The 16563-nt window shown below is 67.2% G+C and carries 12 protein-coding genes; 8 read left to right on the top strand and 4 right to left on the bottom strand.

What is annotated here, in order from left to right; translation table 11 throughout:
- The first annotated feature begins 39 nt into the window (after positions 1-39).
- The 3 genes from ACWV14_RS32175 to ACWV14_RS32165 all read left to right on the top strand — a co-directional run bounded on the left by ACWV14_RS32175 (position 40) and on the right by ACWV14_RS32165 (position 3699).
- Positions 40-1272: a hypothetical protein gene (locus ACWV14_RS32175; RefSeq protein WP_454907884.1), complete on the top strand. Its 1233-nt coding sequence runs from the start codon at positions 40-42 to the stop codon at positions 1270-1272.
- Positions 1273-1439: 167 nt separating this feature from the next.
- Positions 1440-3428, top strand: coding sequence for a penicillin-binding protein 2 (gene mrdA, locus ACWV14_RS32170; RefSeq protein ID WP_454907883.1), 1989 nt, complete (start codon positions 1440-1442; stop codon positions 3426-3428).
- Between the two features lie 88 nt (positions 3429-3516).
- Positions 3517-3699: a hypothetical protein gene (locus tag ACWV14_RS32165; protein ID WP_454907882.1), complete on the top strand. Its 183-nt coding sequence runs from the start codon at positions 3517-3519 to the stop codon at positions 3697-3699.
- 42 nt (positions 3700-3741) lie between these two features.
- Here ACWV14_RS32165 and ACWV14_RS32160 read toward each other — a convergent pair whose 3' ends face one another.
- On the bottom strand, positions 3742-4959 hold the full coding sequence (locus ACWV14_RS32160; protein WP_454907881.1) for an acetate/propionate family kinase: 1218 nt from the start codon (positions 4957-4959) through the stop codon (positions 3742-3744).
- A 192-nt stretch (positions 4960-5151) separates the two neighbouring features.
- On the opposite strand from ACWV14_RS32160, the gene ACWV14_RS32155 reads away from it, so the two are divergent.
- The gene (locus ACWV14_RS32155) at positions 5152-5763 is read left to right on the top strand and encodes a Dps family protein (RefSeq protein ID WP_454907880.1); all 612 of its coding nucleotides are present in this window, start codon (positions 5152-5154) and stop codon (positions 5761-5763) included.
- A gap of 26 nt (positions 5764-5789) precedes the next feature.
- Here the strand turns inward: ACWV14_RS32155 and ACWV14_RS32150 are convergent, their stop codons facing one another.
- Positions 5790-8168: a DNA polymerase II gene (locus ACWV14_RS32150; protein ID WP_454907879.1), complete on the bottom strand. Its 2379-nt coding sequence runs from the start codon at positions 8166-8168 to the stop codon at positions 5790-5792.
- Between the two features lie 182 nt (positions 8169-8350).
- Between ACWV14_RS32150 and ACWV14_RS32145 the strand changes: the two genes are divergently transcribed.
- Genes ACWV14_RS32145 through ACWV14_RS32130 form a run of 4 tightly spaced genes read left to right on the top strand, consistent with a single transcriptional unit; the run spans position 8351 to position 11316 of the window.
- Complete coding sequence (locus ACWV14_RS32145; RefSeq protein WP_454907878.1) at positions 8351-8815, top strand: hypothetical protein; 465 nt, start codon at positions 8351-8353, stop codon at positions 8813-8815.
- A gap of 54 nt (positions 8816-8869) precedes the next feature.
- Positions 8870-9895 carry a phosphotransferase enzyme family protein gene (locus ACWV14_RS32140; RefSeq protein WP_454907877.1) on the top strand — a complete coding sequence of 342 codons (1026 nt, stop codon included), beginning with the start codon at positions 8870-8872 and terminating at the stop codon, positions 9893-9895.
- A 26-nt stretch (positions 9896-9921) separates the two neighbouring features.
- Positions 9922-10803, top strand: coding sequence for a DMT family transporter (locus ACWV14_RS32135; RefSeq protein ID WP_454907876.1), 882 nt, complete (start codon positions 9922-9924; stop codon positions 10801-10803).
- Positions 10804-10842: 39 nt separating this feature from the next.
- Positions 10843-11316 carry a VOC family protein gene (locus ACWV14_RS32130; RefSeq protein WP_454907875.1) on the top strand — a complete coding sequence of 158 codons (474 nt, stop codon included), beginning with the start codon at positions 10843-10845 and terminating at the stop codon, positions 11314-11316.
- Positions 11317-11385: 69 nt separating this feature from the next.
- Here the strand turns inward: ACWV14_RS32130 and ACWV14_RS32125 are convergent, their stop codons facing one another.
- Positions 11386-12627: a D-alanyl-D-alanine carboxypeptidase family protein gene (locus ACWV14_RS32125; protein ID WP_454907874.1), complete on the bottom strand. Its 1242-nt coding sequence runs from the start codon at positions 12625-12627 to the stop codon at positions 11386-11388.
- A gap of 215 nt (positions 12628-12842) precedes the next feature.
- Complete coding sequence (locus ACWV14_RS32120; RefSeq protein ID WP_454907873.1) at positions 12843-16445, bottom strand: ABC transporter ATP-binding protein/permease; 3603 nt, start codon at positions 16443-16445, stop codon at positions 12843-12845.
- Positions 16446-16563 lie beyond the last annotated feature (118 nt).

Genomic DNA, 16563 nt, shown 5'->3' with positions numbered 1-16563 from the left:
ATGCCATTACCGCTACCTATACTGGCCGGCGGAGGGAACATGCTGTCATTCATCCGCGGTCTTTTCGACCGCAAACCCGGCACCGAGAAGGTCGCCAAGCTGCTGCTGAGGGAGCTCCAGGAACGTCTTCCCGGCGAGCAGTTCGTCCTCGATCTCGAGCAGTTACTGATCCGCCGAGCGGACGGCGGCGTGATCTATCTGAGCAACCTTTACACCGACTGCTGCCAGGCGCGGCCAGCCGAGCGCAGAGAGCACATCAAGCGCTTCGCACTCGCGGTGGCGAGCATTGGCAGCGACAAGCCTGCCACCTTCGACGAGGCCAGGCCGCGTCTGCTGCCGATCTTGCGGCGCCTTGGAAGCGTCGACCTGTCTCGGATCTCGCGCGGCAACCTTTCGAAAAAGCTCGAGGACACCATGGTGTGGGCGCCCTTCTCCCCCACCCTGGGCGCAGCCGTCGCCATCGACAGCGACCATGCTATCGCGCAGGTAAGCCTTGACGATCTGGAGCGCTGGGGCATCGGCTTCGAGCAGGCCTTCGAGATCGCGGTGGACAACCTGCGCCACAAGGCGGCTCCGGCTTCCATCGAGATCGGACCCGGGCTTCACGCCTTCAACTACGGCGACCACTACGACGCCGCCCGCATCTTCCTGCACGAACTGGCTTGGCAACTGCCACTCAACGGCGATCCTGTCGCGATGGTGCCGAACCGCGACCGTCTGCTGGTGTGTGGGGCTGGCGACGCGGCCGCGCTCGAGAACATGGTCGCCACGGCGAGCCGGGTACTGCGCGAGGAGTCGCGCCCGCTCAGCGCCGAGATGTTCAGGCTGTGCGACAAGACCTGGTCACTATGGACACCGCCTGCACAAGCCGGCGCCCTGCTGGCGAGGCTGCAGCGCGAGGAAACGGCGGTCGACTACAACGACCAGCGAGAGGCCCTGGAGAAAGCCAATGAGGAGGCGGGTATCGACGTCTTCGTCGCCAAGCACAACCTGCTTCAGCGCGAGGCCGACGGTTCGCTCGTCAGCTTTGCCGTGCTGCCCAAGGGCGTGGACACCTGGCTGCCGGCAGCCGACCTGGTGTTCCTCGTCGAAGCCGAGGGCGTAGCACCGACGATCGTCGCGTGGCCGCATTTCGTGGAGCATGCCGCCCATTTGATCGAGCAGCTGCCGCTGGCTGTGCCGCGATGGAAGGTGCTCGGCTATCCCGAAGGAAACTGCCTGCAACGACTGCGCGAGTTGGCCACGACTGTTGAGGACGCGCAGGTCCAGTGATCGAAGCGGAGCAAGTTGCCAGGTCGGCGACCTGAGGTTCGACGCATGCAGTGAATCGTGTCTTTCGGAACCTGTCTTGCGAAGAGCGAGTGAAATTGCTCCTGCAGACCTGCACATGCGGAACCTCCGGATAGCTGGGGCCTCTTACCCAGTTTTTCTCTTCCCAGATGAATGAAATCCGCAATGCCGCCGCCGAGCTTTCCCGTTTTCGCCGCCGTGTGGTGGTGGTCGGCTGTGTGGTGCTGTTCGGTTTCGGACTGATCGGCGCGCGCCTGGCTTTCCTGCAGGTCGTGCGCCACGAAGAGCTGGCCGACCGGGCGGAAAGCAACCGCACCGCCGTCGTGCCGGTGGTGCCCAACCGGGGTCAGATCCTCGATCGCAATGGCATCGTGCTGGCTTCGAACCATGCGGCCTACACCCTGGAGATCACGCCCTCGAAAGTGGGTGACCTCAGCTCGGCACTGGACGAGTTGGAGGCCATCGTCGAGATCACGCCGAGCGACCGGCGCCGCTTCAAGCGACTGCGCGAAGACTCGCGCAGCTTCGATTCCATCCCCATTCGCACCCGCCTGAGCGACGAGGAAGTCGCGCGCTTCGCGGCCCAGCGCTACCGCTTCCCGGGCATCGAGATCAAGGCGCGTCTGTTTCGCACCTACCCGCATGGCGAAGTGGCATCGCACGTCATCGGCTACATCGGCCGCATCAACCAGCGCGAGAAGACCGCGATGGAGGACTGGGACGAGGAAGAACAGGCCAACTACCGGGGCACCGACTACATCGGCAAGCTCGGCATCGAGCAGAGCTACGAGAAAACACTGCACGGCCAGACCGGCGTCGAGCAGATGGAAACCTCCGCCGGCGGCCGCGCGGTGCGCCGTCTCGCCCGCCATCCCGCCACGCCGGGCAACACCGTCATGCTGTCGCTGGACATCAAGCTGCAGAAGCTGGTGGAGGACATGTACGGCGACCGCCGCGGCGCGCTGGTGGCCATCGACCCCAAGACCGGTGAGATCCTCGCCTTCGTGAGCAAGCCCACCTTCGACCCCAATCTCTTCGTCGAGGGTATCGACCACGAAAGCTGGACGGCGCTCATCGAGTCCATCGACAAGCCGCTGCTCAACCGTGCCCTGCGCGGCACCTACCCGCCGGGCTCCACCTACAAGCCCTTCATGGCGCTGGCGGCACTGGAGACCGGTACGCGTGCCGCGGACAAGGTCGAGAACGACCCTGGCTCCTACAGCTTCGGCGGGCGCACCTTCTTGAGCCACCGGGGCGGGCTGGGGGGCGTAGATATGCACCGCGCCATCCAGTTTTCGAGCAACACCTACTTCTACTCGCTGGCCAACGAGATGGGTGTCGACCTGATTCACGAGTTCATGGCGCCACTGGGCTTCGGCCAGTTCACCGGCATCGACCTGCTTGGCGAGTCACGTGGCGTGCTGCCGAGCAGGGCGTGGAAGCGTGCCGCGTATCGGCGCCCCGACATGAAGACCTGGCACGCCGGCGAAACCATCTCGCTGGGCATCGGACAGGGCTACAACAGCTTCACGATGCTGCAGCTCGCATCCGCCAACGCCACGCTGGCAAACGGTGGCATGCACTATCGGCCACACCTGGTGCGCGCCATCAAGGACACGGTCACCGAGGAGATCGTGGAGCAAGTGCAGCCGCAGGCCCGGGATCTGGGCTACGCGCAAAAGCACGTCGACGTGGTGCGCAACGCCATGGTTGCCGTCACGAAGGGCGGCACGGGTACCCGCGTGTTCGCCGGAGCGGCTTACACCTCGGCGGGCAAGACGGGCACGGCGCAGGCGGTGAGCCTCGGGCCGAAGGCGCGCGCCAGCGGCAAGGCGCTCGAAGAGCGACAACGCGATCACGCGCTCTACATGGCCTTTGCGCCGGCGGAAGCGCCGACCATTGCGGTGGCGGCCATCGTCGAGAACGCGGGCTTCGGCGCGGCCCACGCGGCGCCCATCGTGCGCCGGGTGTTCGACTACTGGATTTCCGGGCAATACCCGAACGAGGCCGACATGGCCGCGGTCCGGATCGGGAAGGCCGCGGCACCGATCGGCAAGCCTCTGTCGGCGAGCGAGATGCAGGCTCTCGAGGATCTGGCGGAGGCGGAAGAAGGCGGCGAGGAATCCTCGGCGCTCTGAGACTGCCAAGGCGTCTTCGTGCGCCAGCGAACTGACGCACATTCCTTTGCGGCGCATCGTAGAGGCCGATCCGCACGAGGCCTCCCCCATGACATTCGCAGAAGACATCGCCGCACTCGAACTGCGCATCTCCCGGGAAGAACAGAAGCGCGACGCCTGGCGCATCGCCGGCCCCGAGGAGAAGTACCTGGAGGCCTACAGCATGGTCGAGGCGCTGGAACTCCAGCTCGAAAGAAAGCTGCTGCGGCAGGACACCGGAAGCTCCACTTGATCGAGACCGACGACGTGCGCCGCCGCACGGCGCGGATCCCGGTCACTCCGTCGTCTCGCTCTTCGGCGGGCAGTCTGCGGACACTCGTGCGGCAGTCAGCCTCGCGACCATCCACTCTTCGTTGGTGCGGATGACGCGCACGGTGACCCGGCTCCTGGCGACCGAAATCACGTCGGCGTTGGCAGCGTTGCGCGACGCATCGAGGCGCACGCCAAGAAACTCGAGCCCCTCGCAGATGCGCGCCCGCACCACCGCGCAGTTCTCGCCTATGCCGCCGGCGAACACCAGCGTGTCGAGCCCGCCTAGCGCGGCCGCATAGGCACCGACCCACTTCTTGGCCTGATAGCAGAACAGGGCCACCGCATCCGCGGCCCTGGCATCGACCGCTTCGCGCGAAAGCAGGTCGCGAATGTCGGAGCTGGTCTCCGAGATCCCGAGCAGTCCCGACGCATCGTTGGCCATGACATCGAACTGCACGGGCGTCATGTGCTCGGTTCTTTCGAGGTAGAGCGCCAGGCCGGGGTCCACGTCACCGGAGCGCGTGCCCATGGGCATGCCGCTGGCGGGCGTGAAACCCATGCTGGTGTCGATGCCGACGCCGCCCTTCACGGCCGCCAGACTGGCGCCGCCGCCCAGGTGCGCGAGGACCACCCGCCCCTTCGCTGCCGCCGGGCCGCCGGCGCGCGCCAGCGCCAGCATCAGATACGCATACGACAGGCCATGAAAACCGTAGCGGCGCACGCCCTTCTCGCCCAGGCGCCGGGGAATGGCCAGCATCCTGGCCACCAGCGGCATGCGGCTGTGGAAGGCCGTGTCGAAGCAAGCCACATGCGGTAGCAACGGCACATGCTTGCGCACGGCCTCGATCAACTCGATCTCGTCCGGAAGGTGGTCGGGGTCGACCCACTGGATTCGGCGCAGGTCATCGAGCAGCTCGCGCGTGACGAGTTCGGGGTCGGTGTGGCCCATGCCGTGCACCAGGCGATACCCGACGGCGGCCAGCGTCTCGAAGACTTTGCGCGCGCTCAGCCATTCGAGCACGGCCTGGGTGGCCGAGCGGTAGTCCTTGACGGCCTTGAACGGAACTTCGTGCGCCACCCCATCCACCCCCGCAAAGCGCAGGCTGGAACCGCCCAGGCCGATGCGGTCCAGCTTGCCCTGGAGCTGGCACTCCGGCCTGCCGCCCATCCGGTACACGCCGAACCGGATACTGGAGGAGCCGCCATTCAAGGCCAGGATGACAGGGCGCACGGGCTTCATGAGTGGCCGCAGTTTCTGGTCCCCGGCAAAAGCCCGTCTGTGCGGTAGCGCACATTGAGAGCGACGAGGTGCCCCGCGTCGAAACCGAACTTCGTTTGCGCGACGCCCCGTCTGCGCGGATGGCCTACGTTCAGCGCGCCTGGCGGGTGCTAGAAGTTGCCATCGATTCAACCAGCGCAGGAGCACGGACACATGGCAACCTCGAAGCACCCCAAGCCGGCCGCGAGCACTTCATCGGCCCGCTCGAAGCAGGAGGTCAAGCCCGACCTCGACCAGAAAAGCCACGAGACGCAACGCTACGGCGAGATCGTCAAGCTGCCCAACGGTCTTTCCGAAAAGGTCTGCAAGGAAAGCGTGGCGCTGCTGAACCAGTGCCTGGCCGACACGATCACCCTGCGCGACATGTACAAGAAGCACCATTGGCAGGTGGTAGGCCCGACCTTCAACCAGTTGCACCTGATGTACGACCAGCACTACGAAGGACAGGTGCTGCTGGTGGACATCGTGGCCGAACGGATCCAGCTGCTGGGCGGCGTGGCGCTCGCCATGGCTCCCGACATCGCGGAGACCACCAGGATCGCGCGGCCGCCACGCGGGCGCGAACCCGCGGCGGTGCAACTGCGCCGGCTCGCCGAGGCGCACGAGCAGATCATCGTGAGCGCGCGCGAAGCGGCAGAGAAGGTCGACAAGTCGGGCGATGCCGGCAGCAACGATGTGTTCGTGAGCAATGTGCTGCGCACCAACGAACTGCAGGTGTGGTTCCTGACCGAGCATCTGGTCGCCGCATCGCCAGTGGTGGCCTGAGCCACCCGCCCTGGGCGCTGAACACATCAGAACAAGCCTTGCTGCAGGCTCGTCAGGGCCGTGAAACTCTCTCCCAAGGGCTGGAGAATGGCGTCGGCGATCGGCTGGAGCTGCTTGCCCAGGTAGTGTTCGTAGTCGATGCGGGAATGGCGCGTTTCCAGCGGTTCAGGCCCGTTGCGGGTCATGACATAGCGAATCCAGCCGCCGTTCTGGTACTGCCTGGGCCTTCCTATGCGGGCGTTGTATTCGTCGGCCGTGCGAGCGGCGCGAACCTGTGGCGGCACGTTGACCAGATAGGCGTCCAGGCGATGGCGCAGGCGCTTCCTGTAGATGAGCAGGTCGTCCTTTTCGCCGGCAAGCATCGACTGCGCGTACCCGACCACGAACGCCTTGTAGGGCTCGCCCTGGAAGATGCGCGACAGCAGGCCCTCCTGGAACTGGCGCGCCAGCGGCGTCCAGTCGCTGCGGGCCATCTCCAGGCCGCGGTAGACCATTTCCTCCTTGCCGTTGGCGTCCACGCCGAGGCCGGCATAACGCTTCTTGCTGCCCACCTCCGAGCCGCGAATGGTGGGCATGAAGAACTTCCGGTAGTGGGTGTCGAATTCGATTTCGAGAAAGTTCTCCAGCCCCTGCTCCTCGCGAAGGGTGCGCGTCCACCAGTCGTTGATGTCGCGCGCCAGGCTTGCCGCGACCGCATGCGCTTCCTCGTTGGTGTGGGTGCGCCTGAGCCAGATGAAGATGGAGTCGGTGTCGCCGTAGATGGCCTCGTAACCCCGGCGCTCCACGAAGTCGCGCGTGAGCTTCATCATCTCGTGGCCGCGAAGGGTGACGGCGGAAACCAGCTTGGGATTGAAGAAGCGGCAGTCGGCCGCGCCAAGCACACCTGCGAAGGAGTTCATGAGCAGCTTCAGCGCCTGGGACAAGGGCTCGTTCCTCGCGCGCTTGGCCTCGTCGCGCGCACGCCAGAGCGTGGTCACGATTTCCGGCAGGCAGTGCCTCTCGCGCGAGAAGGTGGTCGCCTGCGGACCCTTGACGACCATGGCCGGGTCGCCGGCGTTGGCGCCTTCCACCAGCCCTACGGGATCGACAAGGAAGGTCCGGATGATCGAGGGGTAGAGGCTCTTGTAGTCCAGGACCACGACGGAGTCGTAGAAGCCGGGCTTGGAGTCCATCACGTAGCCACCGGGGAAAGCCTTGCTCGGGATCTCGCCCACGTTCGGTGCCACATAGCCCAGGCGGTGCATCCGCGGGAGGTAGTGGTGGCTGAACGCGGCAATGGAGCCGCCGAAGTGATCGGCCTGAAGGCCCGTGGTGTGGGCCCGCTCCATCACGAACTGCAGCAGCTTCGCCTTGTCGAAGATGCGCAGGACCAGCTCGCAGTCCCGGATGTTGTAGCGCGCGAGCGCGGGCTTGTCTTGCTGATAGCGCCGCTCGATCTCCGCCATCTTGTCGTACTCGTCGCCGATGGCCTTGCCCTCTCCCAGCAGCGCCTGCGAGACGGTCTCGAGGCTGAAGGAGGGAAAACTCCACATCGCCGCCTTCAGCGCGTCGATGCCATCGATGACCACCCGCCCGGGGGTGGGCGCGAACAGGTAGCCCTGCTTGCCCGGATGGGTCCGCCAGTCGATGGGCCGGCGCTCGCGCCCCAGCAGGAGTTGCGTGCCGCAGTCGTTGGCGGTCTTCTGGAGCACCCGCAGGTCGAACTGAATGACGTTCCAGCCGATCACGACGTCCGGGTCGTTCCTCTCGAGCCAGTCGTTGAACTTCTCCAGCATGGCCTTGCGGGTCGGGCAATAGACGAGCGCGAAGTCCATGGGCTCGCCCGACTGCTGCTGCGGCGGCGGCTCGCCCAGCATGAAGACCACGCGGTGTTGCGGGCCATCCAGCGCGATGGAATAGAGCGCCTCGTCCTGGCTCGTCTCGATGTCCAGCGACACCATCTTCAGCACCGGCCGGAATCCGGGCGCGGGCTTGAGCCTGCCGTCGTAAATGGTGGCGCGGTCTGCCCGGCCCTCCTCCACCAGCACGCCGGCGGTGATGAAACGCTCCATCAGGTAGCGGTCGTGCGGGCGCACGTCGGCTTCGAGCACGGGAACGCCCTGCGCCTGCAGGGCACGCGCCAGCCGGCCCAGCTGGCGGAAGTGCTTCGCATAGACGCCGAAGACAGGTTTCTGATCGAAGGTCTTCAGCTCCAGCTCACGCAGCTGCAGTCCCGGCAAGGCCGCAAGCTGCGCTTCCACCGCGGCCCTGTGCCGCGTCTCGACGAACGCGACGGAAGTCTGGGAGCTCAGGACCACTTTCCTCGGCCCTGCATCCGTTGCCAGCCAGTACTCGATTTCCGTGCCGCCTGGGGTGTCTCGCCAGTGGCGGGTGAGGATGAAGCCCTGGAGTCCGGTGGACGCCACGGGGGCAGGGGAAGTCGGAGTTAGCGGAAGGACACGTGCGGGCACATCTGATTCTCCCCGCTCGGGCCCCATTGCCACCCAGACCCGACGGGGCACCGAAATCATGAATGGGAAAATGCGGTTCGACCCGACTGCGACGTCCGACAAGCGCACGTCGCCCCCGGCAACTCTGGAGCAACGGCATGCAATCCCACCAGCTCGAAATCTTTGCGGACTACTTTCAGTTCTACCTCCAGGACGAGACAGCGGAAAGCGATCTGTCGGATGCCTGGGATGCCACGGCCGTGGAGCGCATGCTCGCCGTCTCCCCGGGCACGGTCGGCCTTGGCACCGTCCGCAACATGGATGTGCCGGTGACGCTCGAGCTCCTGGGCTCCGAGCCTGTGGGCGACCTCGCCCCATTCGATCACGTGGCCGAAGGTTCGTTGGTGATAGCGACCGGTCCGCTGGTCGTGGCGGGCTGCACGGACTATTTTCCGGACGCGGCCCGGCTCGATATCGAGCCCGGGACATACCGGGTCAGGCTCTCGTGCTCCGGCCTGAACTCCCTGTCGGAGGATGGGCTGGAGGGGCAGGACCACTATCTCGTGCAGCTATGGCAGGCGCCCCCGATCGACCCGCGCGTGCTCAAGCAGCACGCCGGCTAGCGCCTCGTCCATACCCGCCGCCCGGGCGGGCGTGCCGTTGGCGGAAAATGACTCATGCACGATGCCTGCCCCCACGACCCCGCTCTCGTTCCGACCCACACGACCGCAGCCCCATCGTCCGTCGCACACTGGGTATCGCACCACCATGGCATCCCGGTGCGGCAGTGCCACCTGATTCGCCGCGGCCTGAATGACAACTACGCGCTGCTTTCGGCCGACGGCGTCCGTTACGTGGCGCGCCTGTACTCGATCAGGCCGCGCGGCGGCTTCAATGCGCATTTCGAAATTTCGCTGCTGGCACACCTGGAGTCCAAAGGGGTGGGAGTTGCCGCAGCGGTGCCGGCGGCGGACGGGCGCGCTTGCATCCCGCTGCAGTTCCCCGAAGGAGCGCGTGCGCTGGCCCTGTTCCGAAATGCCGAAGGCACGATTCCCGATACGCTGGAAGAGATCGAACTGACCGGCCGCACGCTGGCCCACATCCACGGGGCGGCACGCGACTATGCCGGCCCACCCAGTCGCTACACGCTGGACGGCCACCACCTGGCCGGCCGGACCCTGGGCTACCTGCAGTCGTATCCGGAGATCAGCGCGCAGCTGCTGGAGGCGTACAGCCTCCTGGTGCACCGCCTGCTCGAGGAACTGGCCGCGATCGAGCCCGGGCTGACGCGCGTCGTCTGCCACGGCGACACGCATGGCTTCAACAACCATGTGAACACGGACGCGGACGGCATCCGGAGGACGGTGTTCTTCGATTTCGACGATGCCGGCCCGGGGTTCCTGGCCTACGACCTCGGCGTGCTGCCCTGGTCGTATCTGTTTCGCAAGAATCTCAAGGCACCTGACGACGTGCTGCGCGAGCGCTGGATGCACTACCTGCGCGGATACCGCGCGGGCGGCGGCGAAGTGAGCGACAGCGACTTGGCGGCATTGCCGCTGTTCATGCAGTTTCGCCACCTGTGGAACCTTGGCGAGGCGGCCGGGCGGCTCAACCACTGGGGAACGAACTCGGTGCCTGTGGACTGGCTGCAAAAGCAATTGGAAGTGTTCGAGGCGTGGAAAGGGCTGGACCTGCGCGCCTGACGCCGCTGCCGCAAGACTACTCACCCATGTACCCGACCGGAACCCTGCGCGGCATCGCCGCGATGCTGCTGGCTTGCGCCTTCTTTGCCTGCATGGACGCGCTGCTCAAGAACCTCGCCGGCCACTACCCTGCCGTGCAGGTGATGGCATTGCGCGGTCTCACGGCCCTGCCCCTGGTGTGCCTGTACATCGGCTGGCGGCGCGAGGCGGCCGGCGTCTTCAACCGCCGGCTGCGCTGGCGCCTGCACCTGCTGCGCACCACGCTGAACATGGCGATGCTCGTGCTCTTCGTCCACGGGCTGAAGACGCTGGGCCTGGCCGAGGCCTACACGCTCACATTCATCGCGCCGCTGCTGATGGTGCTCATCGCCGTGCCGATGCTGGGCGAGTCGGTACAGCCGCGGCACTGGATCGCCATCGGGCTGGGCTTCATCGGTGTCGTGATCGCACTGCGGCCCGAGCAGGGCGCCTTTCTCTCGACGGGCGCTGTGGCGGTGCTGGTGGCCGCTGTCTGCTATGCGCTGTCGAACATGCTGGGCCGGCTCGTCAGCCGCACCGAGTCGAGCGCCGCGCTGGTCTTCTGGGCCACGGCCGGCATGGCCGTGGGCGGCAGCCTTTTATCGGCACCGCAATGGGTGCCCATCCAGGCCGAGCACACATGGGTGCTTGCGGGTTTGGCCATCAGCGGCTTTCTGGGCCAGTTGGCCATCGCCGAGGCATTCCGCCACGGCCAGGCCGCGGCCATCGCGCCCTTCGAATACAGCGCCCTCGCCTGGGGGTTGATGCTGGATTGGCTGTTCTGGCAGGCCGCGCCCGATGCATGGACGCTCGGCGGCGGCGCGCTGATCATTGCGAGCGGACTTTGGCTGGCGCGAAGCGAGGCTTCGAAGCGGTCGGCGCGGAGCTGATCTATTGTTCGGCCTGCAATCAACGAGGAGCCGAAGGACATGGCAGTCAAACGCATGGACAACATCCTGATCGTTGTCGACGATCTCGAAGCGGTGAAGGCGTTCTTTATCGAGTTGGGCCTCGAGCTCGAGGGCCAAACGACGGTCGAAGGGCCCGCTGTCGGAAGCCTCATAGGGCTTGGAGACGTCCGAGCCACCCTCGCGATGCTGCGGACCCCGGATGGGCAGCGAATTGAATTGGACAAGTTCCACACGCCGGACGCGGTCAGGTTCGGGCCGGTGGACGCACCGGTCAACACTCTGGGTCTGCGCCGCATCATGTTTGCCGTCGATGACCTCGACCGCATCGTTGCGCGGATGCAGGCCCAAGGCGCGGAACTCATCGGGCGGATGCAGTACGAGGGGTCATACCGGCTTGCCTATGTTCGTGGGCCCGAGGGCATCATCGTCGGGCTCGCAGAACAGCTCGGCCAGGGGCCTTCTTCAGCGGAACAGCCTTCGCCGAAACGCTGAAAACCGCAGCAGCGCTTTGGCGCAGCGGATGCGGTGCGTGCCGAATTCGACGGCACGCAGCATCCAACGTCACTTGCCGAACAACCCGGCCACACGCTGCCACGTGCGCAGCATGAAGCCCGCGCGCTCCACGTCAGCCTGCGCGACCAGCGGTGCCTCGCCCACCGCTTTGCCGTTCGACTCCGCAACGACCTTGCCGATCACCGCGCCCTTGGCCACCGGAGCCTCCAGCTTCGGATTGATCTGCACGGAGGTGCTCACTTTCTGGCCGCGCGGCACCGTCACCGTCCAGGGCGCTCCCAGGCCCGCGGCAACCGTATCGGCCTTGCCGAAGCGGATGTTGGTCGTCGTGACGACGGTATTGGGCTGAATAGGGGTGGCCTTCTCGAAATTGCCGTATCCCCATCCGAGGAGCGCGCGGGTTTCGTCGGCACGTGCCTGCGCGCTGTTGGTGTTGAGGATCACGGTGATCAGGCGCATGCCGTTGCGCTTGGAGGAAGTCACGAGACAGAAGCCCGCCTCCTGGGTGTGCCCGGTCTTCAGGCCGTCGACCGTGGGGTCGGTGTAGAGCAGCGCATTGCGATTGCCCTGCTTGATGCCGTTGTACTTGAACTCGCGCTCCGCGTAGATCGGGTAGTACTCCGAGCTGTCGCGGATGATCGCGCGCGCCAGGATTGCGAGGTCGCGCGCGGACGACTTGTGATCGGGATCGGGCAGGCCCGTGGAGTTCACGAAATGCGTGTGCGTCATGCCGAGGCGCTGGGCTTCGGCATTCATGAGTTTGGCGAAGCCCTCCTCGGTGCCGGCCATGTGCTCGGCGATCGCCTTGGACGCGTCATTGCCCGACTGGACGATGATGCCGCGCAGGATGTCGATCACGGTGGCCTGGCTGTTGAGCGGCAGGTACATGCAGGACTCGGTGCTCGAACCACGGCACCAGGCGTTCTGGCTGACCGACACCAGATCGTCCTTCTTGAGCTTGCCCGACCGAAGGGCCTGCTCGACCAGGAAGCTGGTCATCATCTTGGTCAGCGACGCCGGCGGCAGCGGCTCGTCGGGGTTGGCCGAGGCAAGCACCTCGCCGGAATCGAAGTCCATCAGCAACCACGCCTTGGCCGGCAGTGCCGGCGGGCCGCCGGCAACGGCCGTTTGCCCGGCCGCCGGTGCGGCGGCGGGCGCGGCGGCAGCGGGCTTCTTCTGGGCTGCCGGCTTGGCGGCATGGGAGGCCGCGACAGCGGGTGCGGCGGAAATCAGGGCGCTCGTGGCGATTGCGAAGGCGAGCGGGAGGACGGAAGGAGTCTTGAATTGCATGTGCGTGTAGGAGCTGAACGGCGATTCTGGCGGATGTGGCGATTCGGGGGTGCTTGGCAGACCGGGAATCGCCGCGCAAGTTCGCCAACCGGTGGAACACCCCGGACGCTACCCGATCCGCACGCGGTCTGCGGCGGCGTTTCCTGCCGTTACCGCGCGTCTGCCGCTGGGAGGCAGGCCCCGGCGAGCGCTCCCACGTTCATGAGCCTGGCCGATCAAGCCTGCTGGAGCCGGGGTTCGATCGGGCCTGCGCCCTGGTGGCTGGCCAGCTTTGCGTAGACGCCCTGCCTGCGCAAGAGCTGGTCGTGCGTGCCGGCTTCGGCCAGGGCGCCGTTTTCCAGCACCAGGATCAGGTCGGCGTCGCGGATGGTGGACAGGCGGTGGGCGATCACCAGCGTGGTCCGGTGCCGCATCAGCACATCCAGCGCGCCGCGCACCTGCATTTCCGAGAGCGTGTCCAGGTGCGAGGTGGCCTCGTCCAGGATCAGCACCGGCGCGTTCTTCAGGAAGGCGCGGGCGATCGAGATGCGCTGGCGCTGGCCGCCGGACAACTGCATGCCGCGCTCGCCGACGCGGGTGGCCAGGCCGTCGGGCAGGTTCTGCACGAAGGCGCCCAGGGCCGCCTGTTCCAGCGCCTGGGCCAGTTCTTCGCGGCTGGCGTCGGGCCGGGCCATGCGGATGTTGCCTTCGAGCGTGTCGTTGAACAGATAGGTGTCCTGCGTGACCAGCGCGACGCGTTCGCGCAGGCCGTCCAGCCGCAACTGGCGCACGTCCACGCCGTCGAGCCTGACGGTGCCCTGGCGCGGGTCCCAGAACCGCAGCAGCAGGCTGGCCACGGTGCTCTTGCCGGCGCCCGAGGCGCCGACCACGGCCACGGTGGCCCCGGCCGCAACGGTGAAGCTCAGGTCGCGCAGGGTGTCCCGCGTCTTGCCGGGATAGGCGAAGCAGACCTGCTCGAAGGCCAGCGACAGCCCGTGCGACGCCTCCGGCGGCGGCAGCGGACCGTCCGTGACCGGCTCGGGTTCGTTGTTGACCACATGCAGGCGGCGCGTGGCCGCGATGGTGTCGGCCAGCTGGCGGCTGACCTGCGAGATCTCGGACACCGGCAGGAAGGTCGCCAGCGCGATCAGCACGAGCAGCGGCAGCATGCCGGCGGACAAGGTACCGGCGGCCACCTGCAGCGCGCCGACCACGGCCACGGCCAGGCCGCCCAGCCCCATTGCGACTTCGAACCAGGCGGTCTGGCGCGACAGGTCGCGCAGCATGTCCAGGCGCCGGGCCCGGCACCTGTCCGCGACCTCGAGGAACTGCGCGCGGCGGCGACCGGTGGCCTGGAAGGCGGTCAGGTCGGCCAGGCCCTGGATGGTGTCGGTGGTGTGGGCGCTCATTTCGCCCAGTGCGTGGCGGGCACGGTCGCCCAGCGCGTCGATCTTGCGCCGGCCCTGGATGGGCGACACCAGCGCATAGGCCAGGAACGGCATCAGCGCCAGGGCCACGGGCCAGCTGTACACCGCCAGGAAGCCCAGCACCGTCAGCGGCACCAGGACCGAGACGATGGCCGGGGCGATGGTGTGGGCGTAGAAGTACTCGACCATTTCCACGTCGTGCGTGGCCAATGCGACCAGGTCGCCCGAGCGGCGCTGCAGCAGGTAGGCGGGGGCCAGCCGCTCCAGCTTGTCGTAGAGCTTGACGCGCATGTCGGCCAGCAGCTGGTAGGCCATGGCGTGCGCCAGCCAGGATTCGAGCCAGTGGAACAGCGCAGCCAGCGGCGCGGCGATCAGCAGGCCGGTGATCAGCGCCGAGGTGCCGCGCCCCTCGCGAATGGCCGCCACCACCAGCGCGCTGAGCACGCCGACGCCGATGAAGGCCGCCACGCGCGCCACGCCCAGCAGGATCGTGGCGACCAGGGTGCCGCGCCAGGGCCGCACCACCGACAGCAAGGTGGCCAGCGTGGCGTACCAGCCGACCTGGCCGGCGTCGGTGTCCAGCGAACGCAGGGCGGCGCCCTGCCCGCCGTCGCCGTCACCCTCACCGGCGGCGCGCGGCGAGGTGGACGGTGCCGCGGTGGGCACGGCGGCACCAGCCACGGCATTCACGGCCTGCTCGTGCATCAGGCGGTGGTAGAGGCCCCGCTGGCGCATCAGCTCGGCGTGCGGGCCCTGCTCGACCACGCGCCCCTGGTCCAGCACCAGGCAACGGTCCGCGCCGATGACGCTGGCCAGGCGATGCGCCAGGATCAGCGTGGTGCGCCCGGCCATCAGGCGGTCGAGCGCCTGCTGGATCAGGGCCTCGTTCTCGGTGTCCACCGACGACAGCGCTTCGTCCAGGATCAGGATGGGCGCATCGCGCAGCAGGGCGCGGGCGATCGCCACGCGCTGGCGCTGGCCGCCCGAGAGCTGCAGGCCGCGTTCGCCGATGGGGGTGGCGTAGCCCTGCGGCAGCGCCATGATGAAGTCGTCGATGTTGGCGGCGCGCGCCGCGGCGCGCACCTGCTCGCGGGTGGCATCGGGCCGCCCCAGCCGCAGGTTGTCGTCGATGGTGCCGTGGAACAGCGTGATGTCCTGGCTGACCAGCGCCATGTGGCTCAGCAGCGTCTGCGTGTCGAGGCGGTTGACGTCGTGGCCGCCCACGCGAATGGTGCCGGCCTGCGGCACGCACTCGCGCAGCAGCAGGCGCACGATGGTGGACTTGCCCGCGCCGCTGGGGCCCACGATGCCGACCCGCTCGCCGGCCGCGATGCGCAGCGACAGGCCCTGGTGGGCGGGGCGCTGCGGCGAGTAGGAGAACGACACGCCGTCGAATTCGATGGTGGGGTCCAGGCGTGCCGGCGCGCTGTCGGCCGCCTGCGCATCGGGTGCGGCGGTCAACGGCCGGGCGTCCATCAGGGCGTGGATGCTCGCGGCGGCGGATTGCCCCAGCATGCCCCGGTGCAGGACGGAACGCAGGTCGCGCAGCGGACGGAAGATCTCGGTGCCGGCCATCAGCACGATCAGCAGGGCTTCCACGCTCATGTCGCCGGCGCTCACGCGCCAGGCGCCCACCGCGAGCGCCAGCGCGGCACCCAGCGCCACGCCCAGGTCGCTGATGCCGCGCGTCAGCAGGCTGACCGACAGCACCCAGAATGTGTTGTCGGACAGCTTGCGCGCGCGGGCGGCCAGGCGCTCGCCCCAGGCCTTGCCCTGGCCGTAGGACTTCAGGGTCGGCAGGCCCTGCACCGCGTCGAGGAATTCCTCGCCGAACTCATTCAGCGACCGGGTACGCGCCAGGCTGGCGCGACGGTCCAGCATGTGCACGGCCATCGGGCCGAACAGCGCGAACAGCGCCGCAACCAGGAACACCAGCGCGGTCGGCACGTCCCAGAAGGCGATGACCGCGAAGATGGCGAAGGGCGCCGCCGCCGCGATGACGACCTGCGGCAGGTACTGGCCGAAAAAGGTCTGCAGCTGCTCCACGCCGTCCACCACCGTCAGCATCACGCCGCCGGTGCGCTGGTTGGCGAACCAGGCCGGTCCCAGCGCGACGATGCGGTCGTACAGCCGGGCGCGCAGCGCCTGCTGCACGTCGGCCGACGAACGGTTGGCCTGCACGGTGCGCAAGTGATCGAACAGGGCGCGCAGCAGCACCATGGCGCCGGCACAGGCGGCCGGCGCGATCCATTCTGCGGCGGGGGCGCCGTCGAACACGCGCGCCAGCAACTGTCCGAGGAACACATAACGGGCGATGCCGGCCGCCAGCGCCAGCAGCCCCAGAAAAATGCCCCCCGCCATGCGCATGCGCAGCCCTGCGGTCAGCTGCCATAGCCTGCTGTCGAAATACATATGGATGCCTTTTGAGAAGCCGCCATGGTCACGTATCAGGCATCCGGGCGAAAGCGATAGTTATTCACTCCTGGGTTGAGATAAATTGCACCCTTTGCCGGTCTGTTCGCCCACCTGC

This window comes from Variovorax durovernensis (assembly GCF_977011995.1).
This window is presented reverse-complemented; position numbering and strand designations above follow the sequence as displayed.

Excerpts from the sequence above, each read along its gene's own strand:
- ACWV14_RS32175 (WP_454907884.1), top strand. The coding sequence starts at position 40 with ATGCTGTCATTCATCCGCGGTCTTTTCGACCGCAAACCCGGCACCGAG.
- mrdA (WP_454907883.1), top strand. The coding sequence starts at position 1,440 with ATGAATGAAATCCGCAATGCCGCCGCCGAGCTTTCCCGTTTTCGCCGC.
- ACWV14_RS32165 (WP_454907882.1), top strand. The coding sequence starts at position 3,517 with ATGACATTCGCAGAAGACATCGCCGCACTCGAACTGCGCATCTCCCGG.
- ACWV14_RS32160 (WP_454907881.1), bottom strand. The coding sequence starts at position 4,959 with ATGAAGCCCGTGCGCCCTGTCATCCTGGCCTTGAATGGCGGCTCCTCC.
- ACWV14_RS32155 (WP_454907880.1), top strand. The coding sequence starts at position 5,152 with ATGGCAACCTCGAAGCACCCCAAGCCGGCCGCGAGCACTTCATCGGCC.
- ACWV14_RS32145 (WP_454907878.1), top strand. The coding sequence starts at position 8,351 with ATGCAATCCCACCAGCTCGAAATCTTTGCGGACTACTTTCAGTTCTAC.
- ACWV14_RS32140 (WP_454907877.1), top strand. The coding sequence starts at position 8,870 with ATGCACGATGCCTGCCCCCACGACCCCGCTCTCGTTCCGACCCACACG.
- ACWV14_RS32135 (WP_454907876.1), top strand. The coding sequence starts at position 9,922 with ATGTACCCGACCGGAACCCTGCGCGGCATCGCCGCGATGCTGCTGGCT.
- ACWV14_RS32130 (WP_454907875.1), top strand. The coding sequence starts at position 10,843 with ATGGCAGTCAAACGCATGGACAACATCCTGATCGTTGTCGACGATCTC.
- ACWV14_RS32125 (WP_454907874.1), bottom strand. The coding sequence starts at position 12,627 with ATGCAATTCAAGACTCCTTCCGTCCTCCCGCTCGCCTTCGCAATCGCC.
- ACWV14_RS32120 (WP_454907873.1), bottom strand. The coding sequence starts at position 16,445 with ATGTATTTCGACAGCAGGCTATGGCAGCTGACCGCAGGGCTGCGCATG.